Source organism: Pseudomonas sp. DTU12.3 (assembly GCF_004124275.1).
Classification (GTDB): Bacteria; Pseudomonadota; Gammaproteobacteria; order Pseudomonadales; family Pseudomonadaceae; genus Aquipseudomonas; species Aquipseudomonas helmanticensis.
Genome location: NZ_CP027218.1, coordinates 2,904,929 through 2,918,875, shown reverse-complemented (window position 1 = coordinate 2,918,875; position 13,947 = coordinate 2,904,929). Strand labels below are relative to the sequence as shown.

The following is a 13,947-nucleotide window of genomic DNA, read 5'->3' as shown; positions in this document are numbered from 1 at the left end:
CGACATGCTCCTGACCCCCAATGCGATGAGCCGGCGCATGCGCTTCGGCCTCTACGCCACCACTGGGCTGATCGGTCTGTTCCTGCTGTTGCCGATCGTCTTTATCGTGCTGCTGTCATTCGGCTCCTCGCAGTGGCTGGTGTTTCCGCCACCGGGCTGGACGCTGAAATGGTACGGCCAGTTCTTCTCCAACCCCGACTGGATGAACGCCGCTGCGGCCAGCCTCAAGGTTGCCGTGCTGACCACGATCTTCGCTGTGGCCCTCGGTTTGCCGACGGCGTTTGCGCTGGTGCGCGGACGCTTTCCTGGCCGGGAAATGCTCTACGGCCTGTTTACCCTGCCGATGATCGTGCCGTTGGTGATCATTGCTGTGGCGGTGTACGCGCTGTTCCTCAAGCTCGGTTACACCGGGACGATGTTCGCCTTCGTCGTCAGCCATGTGATCGTCGCGCTGCCGTTCACCATCATCTCGATCATCAACTCGCTGAAGCTGTTCGATCAGTCGATTGAAGACGCGGCGGTGATCTGCGGTGCCTCGCGCCTGCAAGCGGTGTTCAAGGTGACGTTCCCGGCGATTCGCCCGGGCATGGTCGCCGGCGCCCTCTTCGCCTTTCTGGTTTCGTGGGATGAAGTGGTGCTCAGCGTGATGATGGCCAGCCCGACCCTGCAAACCCTTCCCGTGAAAATGTGGACCACCCTGCGCCAGGACCTGACGCCAGTGATCGCCGTCGCTTCGACGCTGCTGATCGGCTTGTCTGTTTTGGTCATGGTGATCGCCGCCGCATTGCGCCGGCGCAACGAAATCAGCGCCTGAGCGCCCAGGAGTACGACATGAGTGCCGTGATCAAAGACGCATCCCAGCAGAACGACAAACCCCTGGTCAGCCTGCGCAACCTGAACAAGCACTACGGCGACTTTGCCGCCGTCGATAACATTTCGCTGGACATCAAGGACGGTGAATTCCTCACCTTCCTCGGCTCTAGCGGCTCGGGCAAAAGCACCACGCTGTCGATGCTCGCCGGGTTTGAAACACCGAGCAGCGGCGAGATCCTCGTCAACGGTCAATCGCTGGTCAATGTGCCGCCGCACAAGCGTGACATCGGCATGGTATTCCAGCGTTATTCGTTGTTCCCGCATCTGTCAGTGCGCGACAACATCGCCTTCCCTTTGGCGATCCGCAAACTCGCTGCTGCCGAGCGCGACAAGCGTGTCGATGCGATGTTGAAACTGGTGCAGCTGGAGCAGTTCGCTCATCGCCGCCCTTCGCAATTGTCTGGCGGCCAGCAACAACGCGTCGCCATCGCCCGTGCCCTGGTTTACGAACCACGCATTCTGTTGATGGACGAACCGCTGGGGGCGCTGGATAAGAAGCTGCGCGAGGACTTGCAGGATGAGCTGCGCCAACTGCATCGCCGGCTGGGCATCACCATTGTTTACGTGACCCACGACCAGGAAGAAGCCATGCGTTTGTCGCAGCGCATCGCGATTTTCAGTCACGGCAAGATTGTCGGTCTGGGCAGCGGTTATGACCTTTATCAGAATCCGCCGAATGCCTTCGTCGCCTCCTTCCTCGGTAACTCGAACTTCCTCAAGCTCAAGGCACAGGGCAATGCGGCGGCTTCGTTTGAAGGACAGTCGTTGTCGATTCGCCTGACCGCCGGCTTGCACACCGATCAGGATGTGCTGCTGATGGTGCGCCCGGAAAAAGCCTTGGCGTTGAGCGTATCGCAAGCGGTCAGCGAACCGTTGCCATCGGGTTGGAACGAGGTGTCCGCGAAGGTCGTGGAAGTGCTGTTCCTCGGCGAAAGCCAGACCTGCAGCGTGGTCACCTCGGGCGGCACCTCAATGACGGTTAAAGCACTGTCAGCCGCCGGCATGCCGCTCAAGGCTGGCGACCCGGTGCAAGTACGCTGGGCCACCGCCGACGCCTGCGTCTACACCGAATGGACCGAAAGCGACCTCAACAAAGCCGCCGGCTCCCACTGACCCCCCCCTGTAGGAGCTGCCGCAGGCTGCGATCTTTTGATCTCGCTTTTAGAACAAGATCAAAAGATCGCAGCCTGCGGCATATCCTACATCCGCAGTCAGGATAACTGGCGGTGATTCCTTGATATAAGCCTGTCCCTCGCGCTTTGACGGTGACCTACTGTTCGATTAGTTTCCATGTACCCAACTGGCGATGATGTAAAGGTGCGCACCGGTGTTCAAAGGTCGCCGACGGTTTGGCTCAACTCAATCGGAAGAGACCTGTGCACACCATGGCCACCCCCCTCGCTGAATCGATCCAGAGACAAGACATCACATTGGTTGCCGACGACGGTTATGCATTGTCGGCGATCCGCTACGGCGCATCCGGCGAGGCCAAAGGCAACCTGATCATGGCCGGCGCCACCGGCGTGCAGCAGCGCTTTTATCGGCGCTTTGCCGAGCATGCGGCGCGCCAGGGTTTCAACGTGCTGACGCTTGACTACCGGGGTGTCGGCCAGTCGAAACCGGCTCAGTTGAAAGGCTTTCAGATGGCGTATCTGGATTGGGCCTTCCGGGATCTGGCGGCGGCAGTCGACCTGCTGCGTCAGCAAACATTGCCGCTGTATTGGGTCGGCCATTCTTTCGGTGGTCACGCGATTGGCCTGCTCCCCAATCACCACGCCCTGACCGCCTGCTACACCGTGGGCAGCGGTGCCGGCTGGAGTGGCTGGATGTCGCGGACCGAAGGTTGGAAAATCCGCTTTATGTGGAAGTTTGTGCTGCCGCTGATCGTCGCCCGCAAAGGCTACATGGCCTGGAGCTTATTGGGCATGGGCGATGATTTGCCGCTGGGCGTTTACAACGAGTGGAAACGCTGGTGCAAATACCCCTACTACTATTTCGATGACCCCGAGATGGCACATCTGCGTGGGCTGTACGCAGAGGTCAAAACCCCGTGCGTTTTCGCCACATCGGTCGATGATCCCTGGGCACCGCCGCGCTCGCGCGATGCGTTTGTCCAAGCCATGGTGAATGCACCGCTGACCCTGCTGGATCTGCAGCCACCGGCGGACGGTCAGCCATACGGACACATGGGTTATTTTCGTGAGAGTGCGCAGCCATTGTGGGACGAGATGCTCGACTGGCTGCAAAGCGCCCCGCACACACCAGATAACCTGTAGGAGCTGCCGCAGGCTGCGATCTTTTGATCTTGCTGTTAAAACAAGATCAAAAGATCGCAGCCTCGTTTCACTCGACAGCTCCTACAGGAATGCATTCCAAATGTGGGAGCGGGCTTGCTCGCGAAGAGTCCGTGTCAGTCATCAACAATGTTGAATGACACACCGCTTTCGCGAGCAAGCCCGCTCCCACATAGGGTTTATGGTGTTTAGGTGATTGGGGAGTAGCCTTCGATCTGATCCGGCCACGCGGTGAGGATTTCGAAGCCGGTTTCGGTGACCGCCACCATGTGTTCCCACTGCGCCGACAACGAGCCGTCCTTGGTCAGCACGGTCCAGCCATCCGGCATGTTCTTCACATGCCGCTTGCCGGCATTGAGCATCGGCTCGACGGTGAAAATCATCCCGGCCTTGAGCTTCATCCCTTGATTGGGAAAGCCGTAATGCAGGATCTGCGGCTCATCGTGATACACCTTGCCGATGCCGTGCCCGCAGTACTCGCGCACAACGCTGAAACCTTCCTTCTCCGCCAGGCTCTGAATCGCGTGGCCGATGTCGCCCAACGTCGCGCCCGGTTTGACCACGCGAATCCCCGCGCACATGGCGTCATAGGTGGTCTTGATCAGGTGCTGCGCTTCAGGCGTTGGCTCACCGACCACGTACATGCGGCTGGTATCACCGAACCAGCCATCCTTGATCACCGCGATGTCGAGGTTGACGATGTCGCCATCCTTCAACGGCGTGCCCGACGGAATCCCGTGGCACACCACGTCATTGACCGAGGCGCAGACGGTTTTCGGAAAGCCGTGATAACCGACGTTGGCCGGCACCGCTTTCTGCACGTTGACGATGTAGTCGTTGCACAACCGGTCCAGCTCGTCGGTGGTCACGCCAGCCTTGACGTGCGGCACCAGCATTGCCAGGACTTCGGCGGCGAGTTTGCCGGCAGCACGCGATTGCGCGATGTCGGCCGGGGTATTGATCTTGATCTGGTTTTTCATGCGCTGACGGCTTCCTGAGTCAGTTGTTGCAGATCCAGCCCGCCGTTCTGTTCGGCGCGGATCAGCAAGCGGCAAATGGCGCTGTGGTCGAGGTTGGGGTGCAGCTCGGCGAGCATGCCGATGCGCATCCAGTGCTCGGCCTGCGCGTTGATCGAGCGGCTGAGGGCGTTGCTGGAGATACGCAGGTTCTCGTGCATGTCCTCTGAAATCTTTACGATACCCATATATGAATCCGATACGATATGTATATGGATCGTATATTAGCCAAGCCTCGCTGAAAATTGCAAATCCTCAGCCAAGCGCTGCCTCGAAAAACGACGAGATGAGCCGACTGGAGCGCCGCTCGGCCAGACAGTACAGGTAGGTCTCGGTATACAGCGCTTCACCCTCAATGCGGATCGTGCGGATTTTCGGGTCGGCAATGAATTCCGCTTCCGACACCACACCCAATCCCAGCCCGCGCACCACCGCTTCACGCAAAGCCTCGCGACTACCGATTTCCATGGCGATCCTAGGCTTCACTTGCGCCGCATTCAGCGCCTGCTCCAGCACCAGCCGTGTGGTCGAACCGGGCTCTCGTTGCAGCAGCCGCTGCCCTTCCAGTTCTTCCAGGCGCACGCTGCCGCGATTGGCCAGCGGATGCTCATGGTGCGCAAACAAGATGATCGCATGCCGCGCATAACGCACCGAACACAGCGCCGGGTCATCCTGACGCCCGGCCAGCACGGCGATGTCGGTCACGTAGTTTTCCAGATCCGATAACACTTGCGCCGAGTTACCCACGCGGATCGACACATCGATATTCGGATGCTGTTGCAAATAGCTGTCGACCATCTCGATCACATGAAACGGCCCCACCGCACCGACTTTGAGCTGGCCGCTGTCGAGCCGACCGGAGTCGCGCAACAGGTTGTGCGCTTCCAGTTCCAGCAAGGCCAGCCGCTGCGCGACCGGCAGCAATTGCCGCCCAACATCCGACAGCTCGATCCGCCGCCCGCGCCGATGAAACAGTTCGACGTTGTGCTGACGCTCCAGGCTTTGCACCTGAGTGGTCAGTGTCGGCTGGCTCAAACCCGACGCGCGCGCCCCGGCGCTGAAACTGCCGTGACGGGCGACCGCCAGAAAAGCCCGCAATTTCGCGCTCGACATCCATAGACTCCATCAATAGTTAAGTGCTGTTTCTCATATTGAATTGATTGAATGACTGTCACGTGACAGACCTAGCCTGTGGCAACTCCCAACCACAGCGTGGAATGCCATGAAAACAATTAACCAGTTCCTGCGTGCCGCCAGCTTTGCCGTACTTGCCCTGAGTGCCAGCCAGGTCTGGGCCAAGGACAAACTGACGATTGGCCTGATCCCCTCCGAAGACTCGCAGGCGATGATCGAATCGAGCAAACAAGTGCTCGACGATCTGCAAGCCAAGATCGGCATGCCGGTGGTGCCGTTCGTGGCCACCGATTACAACGGCATCATCGAGGCGCTGCGCTCGGGCAAGCTCGACGTCGCTTATCTCGGGCCGTTCTCGTATGTGCTGGCGACGTCGGTGGCCGATGTTGAAGCGTTCTCGGTGGCGGTGACCAAGAAGACCGGCCAGAGCGCTTACAAAAGTGTGATTCTGGCGCGCAAGGACAGCGGCATCCATTCGCTGGCCGACCTCAAGGGCCATACGTTCGCGTTCGTCGACCCGAGTTCCGCGTCCGGCCATCTGTTTCCAAAAGCCGGTCTGGAACAGGCCGGTTTCGCGCCGGACAGCTTGTTCAAGCGAGTGATTTTCTCCGGCTCCCACGACGCCAGCATCCTTGCGGTCGAGAACAGGAAAGTCGACGCAGCCGCCGTGGCAGATCGGATCTTTGCCAGCGCCGTGGCCAAAGGTGTGGTCAAGCAGGATGACTTCGAAATCGTCTGGAGTTCCAAGCCCATCCCTGAATCGCCGATGGTCTGGCGCAAGGCGCTCGATCCGGAGTTGAAGAAGAAAGTCGCCGACGCGCTGGCCTCGATCAAGGACGTGCCGTGGGGTGATCAGGGCGTGCTCAATGGCTTCCAGCCCACCACGGATGCGTCTTATGACGTGGTGCGCGAAACCGCCAAGGTGCTGGATCTCGATTTGCGGAGCATGAAATGATCAGCATCCGCCAACTGAGCAAACACTACGGCAGCAATCCGGTGTTGCGTGGCATCGACCTGGAGGTTGGCGCTGGCGAGTTCGTCGTGGTACTCGGTCAGTCCGGTGCCGGTAAATCGACCTTGCTGCGCTGCATCAATCGACTGGCGCAAGCCGACAGCGGCACGCTGAACGTCGCCGGTATTGACGCCCTCGCCTGCCCGGACACCAGTGTTTTGCGCCGTGAAGTGGCAATGATTTTTCAGCACCACAATGTCGTGCCGCGCTTGAGCGTGCTGAAGAACGTGCTGACCGGCCGTCTCGGCTCCGTCGGCACCCTCGCCTCGATTCTGCAACTGTTTCGCCGTGACGATGTGGCGCTGGCGATGCAATGCCTGGAGCGCGTGGAACTGGCGCACAAGGCCGGTGAGCGCACTGATTCGCTGTCCGGCGGCCAGAAACAGCGTGTCGGCATTGCCCGCGCACTGGCGCAGCGGCCGAAGGTAATTCTAGCCGATGAGCCGATCGCCAGCCTCGATCCGAAAACCGCACGACTGGTCTTGCAGTACCTGCGCGATGCCACCCGCGAACTGGGTATCACCGTGTTGTGCAATCTGCACCAGGTCGAATACGCCCGTGAATTCGGCGACCGCGTGGTCGGCCTCGCTCACGGCAACCTGGTGTTCGATGGCCAAGCTTCGAGCATGACCGAGGCCGATCTGGCGCGAATCTATCCGGGGCAATCGGCCGAGCCATGCGCCGCCATCCCGACACCCAGCCTGACCTACCGCGCCGCCTCGAGGGCCTGAACATGCAATCGCAAAATTATCAGTGGGTCGGTGACCGCCCTCGTGGCACGCGCAGTTGGCTGACCACCGCCGGCATCGTCCTGATCGTGCTGTGGACGCTGAACTGGAGCGCACAAGGCGCGCAGCTCAGCCTCGGTGAACTGGCGGCGGGATTGCCGCAGATCGGTGACTTTCTTTCGCGCACCTTTCCACCGGATCTGAGCATTCTTCCGCGTCTGATCGCACCAGCGGTGGAGACTTTGCAGATCGCCATTTGGGGCACCTTGCTCGGGGTGTTGCTGGCGATTCCAATGTCGTTTCTCGCCGCGCGCAATCTGAGCCGCAATCGCTGGGTGTTTCACATCACGCGCCAGGCGCTGAACTTCACCCGCAGCATCAACGAACTGATCCTCGCGCTGATCTTTGTCTCGGCCGTCGGCCTCGGTCCGTTTCCCGGCGTGCTGGCGCTGGCGCTGCATGGCCTGGGCATGCTCGGCAAGTTCTTCGCCGAGAGCATCGAAGAGATCGACCAAGGCCCGATCGAAGCGCTGCAAGCCACTGGCGCGCGCCCGTTGCAAGTGATCGTGTTCGGCGTTTTACCGCAGGTCATCACTGCCTGGATTGCGGTGATTCTTTACCGCTTCGAGGTCAATCTGCGCTCGGCCACGGTGCTCGGAATGGTCGGTGCCGGCGGCTTGGGGTTCGAGCTGGTGAGCAGTCTCAAACTGTTCAAATACCCGGAAACCGCGACCTGCATCATCGTCATTACCTTCATGGTGATCGTGGCGGACGCCGTTTCCAGTCGCCTGCGTGCAGCGATCCAGAGCGGCTCCTCCCATTAGCAGCCGCTGTTATCGGCTCAGCCGATTCAACCCTGCGATTTATCGATTTGTAGCGTTGTCGGCCGCCATCGAGTATGTGCCCACACGACAACAACAAGAAGGATCCACCATGACTGCCCGTTTCCAGAACCCCGTCGATACCCGTTTCGGCTGGGGCAGCCTGCAAGAACTTGCCGCCATCACCGAACAGCAGACCGTCGCCCTCGTGACCTTCCCTGAGGCGCGTGGGCTGGGGCTGGTGGATCGCCTGCAAGCCCTGCTCGGGGAGCGCCTGGTTTATGTATTCGAGGATGTTCAGCCCAATCCCGACGTCGCGCATTTGCGCAGCACCTACGAGGATTTCTGGCAGCAGGCCGGCGACTGTGATGTGGTTCTGGCTGTCGGTGGCGGCAGCGCCATCGACACTGCCAAGGCGTTGATCGTCGGCACCGCGTCGGGGCGTTTCGATGAACTGCTGAATCTGCTGGCGACCGGCAAACCGTTCACCCCGCCGCGCTGCAAACAGCTGATCGCCGCGCCGACCACCGCCGGTACCGGCAGCGAAGTCACGCCATGGGCAACCATCTGGGACAGCGCCAGCCAGAAGAAATACTCGCTGCACCTGGATTGCACCTGGCCGCGCGTGGCGATCATCGACCCGCAGTTGATGCTCACCGTACCCGCCAGCGTCACCGTTTCCACCGGGCTCGATGCGCTGTCCCATGCGCTGGAGTCGATCTGGAACGTCAACGCCAATCCAGTCTCGGATACCTTCGCCATCTCGGCGATCGAAGACATTCTCGAGTGCCTGCCGAGCCTGCAAAAAGACTTGTCCAGCCAGGAATTGCGCACGCGCATGGCACTGGCGGCGCTCAAGGCCGGGCTGGCGTTTTCCAACACCAAAACCGCGCTGGCACACTCCATTTCCTATGAAATGACCTTGCGCCATGGCCTGCCCCACGGCATCGCCTGCTCCTTCACTCTGCCACTGGTGCTCGGTCTGGCGTGGGGCCATGACGCCACCCGCGACCGCGTCCTGCAGCGGGTGTTCGGCGCAGACCTGCCCAAGGCTCAACAGCAGTTGCGCGAGTTTCTCCATGCGCTGGGTGTGAAGACCGAGTTTGCCGACTACGGCGTCTCGGCCAAGGACGCCGACGACATCATTCACCTGGCGATGCAGGGCGCACGCGGCAAGAACTTCATCGGTTCTCAAGCCGCCTGACCTCGCCCGACACCTGAACAACCCAAGCTCAGCCAGCGGCGTCAAACGCTGCGGTGATTTCCTGTCGCACCAAAAAAGAGTGCACCCGCTGACGACATCCGGCGGGAATCCACAACAATAAGGAAAAGATCATGAATCGTGCCGAAACAATGCCTGGTCTCGCCGTACGTTCTGCCTCGTTCCGGGTCGCGCAGTGGCGCATGCTGCTGGCGGCGATGTTCTGCTATCTGTTTTTCTACACCGGGCGACAAACCTTCGGTTTCGCCATTCCGGGGATCCAGGCCGAGTTCGGTTTGAGCAAGGAAACCCTCGGCTGGGCCTCTGCCGCGATGCTCTGGGCCTACGCGATTGGTCAGGCGATCAACGGCAACCTCGCCGACAAATTCGGTGGCCGGCGCATCATGACCCTCGGCGCGGTGTTGTCCTGCGCGGCGAACTGGGTGACCAGTTTTGCCGGCGGTTTCTCCAGCCTGATTCTGCCATGGGGCGTCAACGGCTACTTTCAGGCCTTGGGCTGGGCGCCAGGCGGTCGGCTGATTGCCAATTGGTGGGCGGCCGGTGAGCGCGGCAAGGTCTATGGCTTCTACACCTTTGCCGCCGGCTGCGCGTCAGTGCTGTCGTACATCACCTCTATCGTCGTGCTCGAAGTGCTGCAACTGGAATGGCGCTGGATCTTCCGCTTGCCGGTGCTGCTGATGCTTGCCGGCGGCATCATTTTCTATCTGGTCGCCCGCGAACGGCCGCAGGACCTGGGCTTCGAGCCGTTGGCCGATACCGGTGTGGCCAATACTGATGACAAACATCAGGAAGCCGCTTACGGCGCAGTCGAGTCCTCGGCACAACGCTACAAAGCCGTGCTGAAGAATCCTCGCCTGCTGATCGCCGCACTGTCGCTGGGCTTTCAGAACGCGGCGCGCTACGGCTTGATCGTCTGGGTGCCGGTGCACTTTCTCGGCGCTGACTGGAAAAGCGGCGACAGCATGATCGACCCGAAATGGATCACCGTCGCCCTCCCCGTCGGCATGGCGGTCGGCGCCCTGAGCAATGGCTGGGTGTCGGACAAGCTGTTCGGCTCCAAGCGTTATCTGGCGATCATGCTCTATATGGTCCTCGGCGCCGCGACCAGCCTGTGGATGTGGAGCCTGCCGCCGCACAGCGTCATCGGCCTGGTGGCTTTGTTCCTTTGCGGCTTCTTCGTCTATGGGCCGGCATCGAGTTTCTGGGCGCTCTGCCCGGATCTGGTCGGTGCCAAACGTGCCGGCACGGCAACCGGGATCATGAACTTCTCGTCCTATCTGTTCGCCGGCTTGGCCGAGCCGATGATTGGTCGTTTGCTTGACACCACGGCAAACACGTCTCTCATCTTCATAGTGGTCACCAGCGCCTGCCTGTGCAGCGCGGCAGTGGCATTGTTCATCCGACGCTGACGGGGCTTGCATGTACCAGTATCACAAGTGGTTGCGTTCGTTTCATGCGGTGGCCAAGACCGGCAGCTTCACGCTGGCCGCCGAGTATCTCTGCGTCGGCCAGCCGACCGTCAGCGAACAGGTCAACGCACTTGAGAAAACCTTCTCGGTGGAGCTGTTCCACCGCCGTGGGCGCTACATCGAGATGAGTTCGGCCGGGCACAAGCTCTATGCGATCACCCAAGGCTTGTTCGGCCAGGAAGATGAAGCGGTGCAACTGCTGCAGAGTTTCAAACAACGCAAGACCGGCATGCTGCGCCTCGGTGCGGTGTCGCCACCGATTGCGATGAACCTGACGTATGAGCTGATGCAACGCCACCCGGATATCGAACTGGAAACTTCGTTCTCTTCGGAAAAGGAAACCCTGGCGCGGTTGTTCAACTTCGATATCGACGTGGCGATTCTGGCGTTGTCGGAATTCGACGAGCGCTTTCATACGCAGCTGTATCACCGCTACCCGATCATTGCCGTGGTGCGCGATGACCATCCCTGGGCCAGCCAGGCGCAGGTTCACGTCAGCGCGATCAGCAAGGAAAAATGGGTAATGCGCGAAACCAGCGCACGCACCCGGCAACTGGTGGAAGAACGCTGCAAGCGCCTCGACATCGAACTCAATTGCGTCATGCAACTGAACAGCCGCGAAGCCATCGTGCACGCAATCGTCAAAGGCATCGGCGTCGGTTTCGTATCGGCCGTCGAGTACGCCGAAACGCCCGGCACCACGCCGATTACCTTTGTCGATCACCCGTTCTTTATCGAATACCACCTGTGTTGCCTCGGCATCCGCAGGAACCGGCCGGTGATTGCCGAACTGTTCGACTCAGCGCCACCGATGAATTGATTCAACCCTGCCTCAAACCGCCTGCCTTTAACTTGAGGGACGGCCAACGCTTACCTGAAAACGGAGATTGACCATGCAGTACAAGCAACCGACTCACCTGCAAGCCGCCATCCTCGACTGGGCTGGCACCGTTGTCGATTTCGGCTCGTTCGCACCAACGCAGATTTTCGTCGAAGCCTTCGCCGAGTTCGACGTCGCGGTATCACTGGAGGAAGCGCGCGGGCCGATGGGCATGGGCAAGTGGGACCACATCCGCACTTTGTGCAACCTGCCGCAGATTGGCGAACGTTACCGTTCTGCGTTGGGTCGTTTGCCAAGCGATGCTGACGTGACCGCGATTTATGAGCGTTTCATGCCACTGCAGATCGAGAAAATCGCCCTGCATTCGGCGCTGATCCCTGGCGCGCTTGCAGCGATTGCCGCGTTGCGTGACAAGGGTTTGAAAATCGGTTCGTGCTCCGGATATCCAGCGGTGGTGATGGCCAAGGTTGTCGAACTCGCGCGGGAAAACGGCTATGTCGCCGATCATGTGGTTGCCACCGACGAAGTGCCCAATGGCCGGCCGCACCCGGCGCAGGCGCTGGCCAACGTGATTGCCCTGGGTATCGATGACGTGGCCGCGTGCGTCAAGGTCGACGACACCTGGCCGGGCATTCTTGAAGGTCGCAGCGCCGGCATGTGGACGGTGGCGCTGACCTGCTCCGGCAACGCGCTGGGCCTGACCTACGAGCAATACCAGGCGCTGCCGTCGGACCGACTGGCCGAAGAGCGCGCGCGGATCGGCAAGATGTTCGCCCCTTCGCGCCCGCATTACCTAATCGACACCATCGCCGAGCTGCCGCAAGTCATCGACGACATCAACGCGCGCCTGGCACGCGGCGAAACCCCACAGTCCTGCTAACCCCCACCGCTCCTGTAGGAGCTGCCGAAGGCTGCGATCTTTTGATCTTGTTTTTGAAGAGCAAGATCAAAAGATCGCAGCCTTCGGCAGCTCCTACATGGGTACGTGTAATGGTTTGCTTCGCTTGAATCGCAGGCAAAAAAAAGCTGCCACGAATGGCAGCAGAAACTTTAAGAACACGCGATGTATTGAGGTCAGCATAGACGCCGAATAATGACAGTGTCATGACAGCCGCAAATTCATTGAATCGCACCTGCCCCGTCATCAGGATGTCATCAAGATCACCGCACAATCCTCGCAAACCGTCTTGAGCCTCGCGACGGATGTTTTGCAGGGATTCCCATGAAAGACGACGCCTCGCTTTTTGCCGCCATCGACCTGGGTTCGAATGCCTTTCGCCTGATGATCGGGCAGTCAGTGCGCAGCCGCAAAGGCCTGCTGATACAGGAAGTGAAAACACTGCGTGAACCGGTGCGGCTTGCCGAGGGTTTTGACGGTGGCGCGCTCGACGCGCTGGCGCTGGATCGCGGCTGGCAGGCATTGGCGCGGTTCGGCAAGAAACTGCGTGGCTTCGAAGCCGGTCGAGTGCGCGCGGTGGCGACCAGCGCCGTGCGCGAGGCCGACAATGCGCAGCTGTTTCTCGCCAGCGCCGAACGGCATCTGGGTTTTCCGATCGACGTTATCTGCGGCCATGAAGAGGCGCGTCTGGTTTACGCCGGCGTTGTCCACGCCTTGCCGAGCGCCGTCGACATGCGCCTGGTGGTCGACATCGGCGGCGGTTCCACCGAGCTGATCCTCGGCCAGGGTGCGCAACCGTTGCTCACCGAAAGTATCGCCATCGGCAGCGGCACCTTGAGTGCGCGGTTCTTTCGCGGTGGCGACATTTCGCCCGGCGCGCTGCAAGAGGCTGAACGCTTCGCCATCCTCCAGTTCGAAAAAGTCGCCCGGCGTTACCGTGCGCAAGGCTGGCAACAGACCATCGGTTCTTCCGGCACCGCGCGCATGCTCGCCAAAGTGCTCAAGGTCAATCGTCTCAACGACTTCGGCGACGACGGCATCACCTACGCGGGCCTGCTGCGGCTGTCGCTGCTGCTGCTGAAAGTCAGCAACGTCGAGCAACTCCGGCTCGCCGGCCTGCAAGCGCATCGCCAAAGCATCTTGCCCGCTGGTCTGGTGCTGATGCTGGCGGCATTCAAGGTGTTCGGCATCGCGCACATGTTGCCGTCGGAACCGGGCCTGCGCCTCGGCGTGTTGCACGGTTTGATGAGCCAGCATTAACCCTCACCCGGCAGATTCGTCTCCCCTTCAGCGGCCTGATCGACTACCATGCCGCCGCCGGTTTCCAAACGGGATTAATAGGGAATCCGAGGTGCTTGCACAGCATCGATCGGAACTGCCCCCGCAACTGTAGGTGCTGAGCCTGCTCCACGACTGCCACTGGGTGAACCCCGGGAAGGCCGGAGCATTGGCGATGACGCATCAGTCAGGAGACCTGCCGGCACAGTGACTGACTAACCGGCGGGGTGTCCGGGAAGGACACCGTGCCGTGCGCGTCTTCCGGGATAAGCGGCCTTGCGCTGTTGCCCTGACCGCGCTCGATGGTGTGTTTCCGAACCGTACTCTGCCGCTCCCCGTACGGTTTTCCTGGAGACTGCCT

The 13,947-nt window shown here is 60.5% G+C and carries 14 protein-coding genes and 1 riboswitch; of the genes, 11 read left to right on the top strand and 3 right to left on the bottom strand.

The genetic code is table 11. The features are described from left to right. The first annotated feature begins 4 nt into the window (after positions 1-4). The 3 genes from C2E19_RS13400 (at position 5) to C2E19_RS13390 (ending at position 3,149) form a co-directional block, all read left to right on the top strand. Positions 5-814: an ABC transporter permease gene (locus C2E19_RS13400; protein WP_122594265.1), complete on the top strand. Its 810-nt coding sequence runs from the start codon at positions 5-7 to the stop codon at positions 812-814. A 17-nt stretch (positions 815-831) separates the two neighbouring features. After that, entirely contained in the window at positions 832-1,986 is a 1,155-nt protein-coding gene (locus C2E19_RS13395; RefSeq protein ID WP_129392904.1) for an ABC transporter ATP-binding protein, read from the top strand. A 272-nt stretch (positions 1,987-2,258) separates the two neighbouring features. Further along, positions 2,259-3,149, top strand: coding sequence for an alpha/beta fold hydrolase (locus C2E19_RS13390; protein WP_129392901.1), 891 nt, complete (start codon positions 2,259-2,261; stop codon positions 3,147-3,149). 206 nt (positions 3,150-3,355) lie between these two features. Here the strand turns inward: C2E19_RS13390 and map are convergent, their stop codons facing one another. The 3 genes from map to C2E19_RS13375 all read right to left on the bottom strand — a co-directional run bounded on the left by map (position 3,356) and on the right by C2E19_RS13375 (position 5,296). Continuing rightward, on the bottom strand, positions 3,356-4,147 hold the full coding sequence (gene map / locus C2E19_RS13385; RefSeq protein ID WP_129392898.1) for a type I methionyl aminopeptidase: 792 nt from the start codon (positions 4,145-4,147) through the stop codon (positions 3,356-3,358). Continuing rightward, positions 4,144-4,371 (bottom strand): ParD-like family protein, encoded by a 228-nt coding sequence (locus C2E19_RS13380; RefSeq protein ID WP_007918027.1) that lies wholly within the window; start codon positions 4,369-4,371, stop codon positions 4,144-4,146. The genes map and C2E19_RS13380 overlap by 4 nt, the downstream gene beginning before the upstream one ends. Before the next feature lie 67 nt (positions 4,372-4,438). After that, positions 4,439-5,296 carry a LysR substrate-binding domain-containing protein gene (locus tag C2E19_RS13375; protein WP_129392895.1) on the bottom strand — a complete coding sequence of 286 codons (858 nt, stop codon included), beginning with the start codon at positions 5,294-5,296 and terminating at the stop codon, positions 4,439-4,441. A gap of 109 nt (positions 5,297-5,405) precedes the next feature. Between C2E19_RS13375 and phnD the strand changes: the two genes are divergently transcribed. From phnD to C2E19_RS13335, 8 genes are all read left to right on the top strand, one after another. Next, positions 5,406-6,272 carry a phosphonate ABC transporter substrate-binding protein gene (phnD, locus tag C2E19_RS13370; RefSeq protein WP_129392892.1) on the top strand — a complete coding sequence of 289 codons (867 nt, stop codon included), beginning with the start codon at positions 5,406-5,408 and terminating at the stop codon, positions 6,270-6,272. Continuing rightward, entirely contained in the window at positions 6,269-7,060 is a 792-nt protein-coding gene (gene phnC / locus C2E19_RS13365) for a phosphonate ABC transporter ATP-binding protein (protein ID WP_129392889.1), read from the top strand. The genes phnD and phnC overlap by 4 nt, the downstream gene beginning before the upstream one ends. A 2-nt stretch (positions 7,061-7,062) precedes the next feature. Then, positions 7,063-7,881, top strand: a complete 819-nt coding sequence (gene phnE, locus C2E19_RS13360; protein WP_129392886.1) for a phosphonate ABC transporter, permease protein PhnE — start codon at positions 7,063-7,065, stop codon at positions 7,879-7,881. Between the two features lie 109 nt (positions 7,882-7,990). Then, a complete protein-coding gene (psrA, locus tag C2E19_RS13355) occupies positions 7,991-9,082 on the top strand; it encodes an iron-containing alcohol dehydrogenase PsrA (protein WP_129392883.1) in 1,092 nt (363 codons plus the stop codon). Positions 9,083-9,213: 131 nt separating this feature from the next. Next, complete coding sequence (locus C2E19_RS13350; RefSeq protein ID WP_129392880.1) at positions 9,214-10,509, top strand: MFS transporter; 1,296 nt, start codon at positions 9,214-9,216, stop codon at positions 10,507-10,509. A 10-nt stretch (positions 10,510-10,519) separates the two neighbouring features. Then, positions 10,520-11,389: a LysR substrate-binding domain-containing protein gene (locus C2E19_RS13345; RefSeq protein WP_129392877.1), complete on the top strand. Its 870-nt coding sequence runs from the start codon at positions 10,520-10,522 to the stop codon at positions 11,387-11,389. Between the two features lie 73 nt (positions 11,390-11,462). After that, positions 11,463-12,290 (top strand): phosphonoacetaldehyde hydrolase, encoded by an 828-nt coding sequence (gene phnX, locus C2E19_RS13340; protein ID WP_129392874.1) that lies wholly within the window; start codon positions 11,463-11,465, stop codon positions 12,288-12,290. Between the two features lie 342 nt (positions 12,291-12,632). After that, positions 12,633-13,568: a Ppx/GppA family phosphatase gene (locus tag C2E19_RS13335; protein WP_129392871.1), complete on the top strand. Its 936-nt coding sequence runs from the start codon at positions 12,633-12,635 to the stop codon at positions 13,566-13,568. A gap of 41 nt (positions 13,569-13,609) precedes the next feature. Beyond that, positions 13,610-13,805, top strand: a riboswitch (cobalamin riboswitch). The last annotated feature ends 142 nt before the right edge of the window (positions 13,806-13,947 follow it).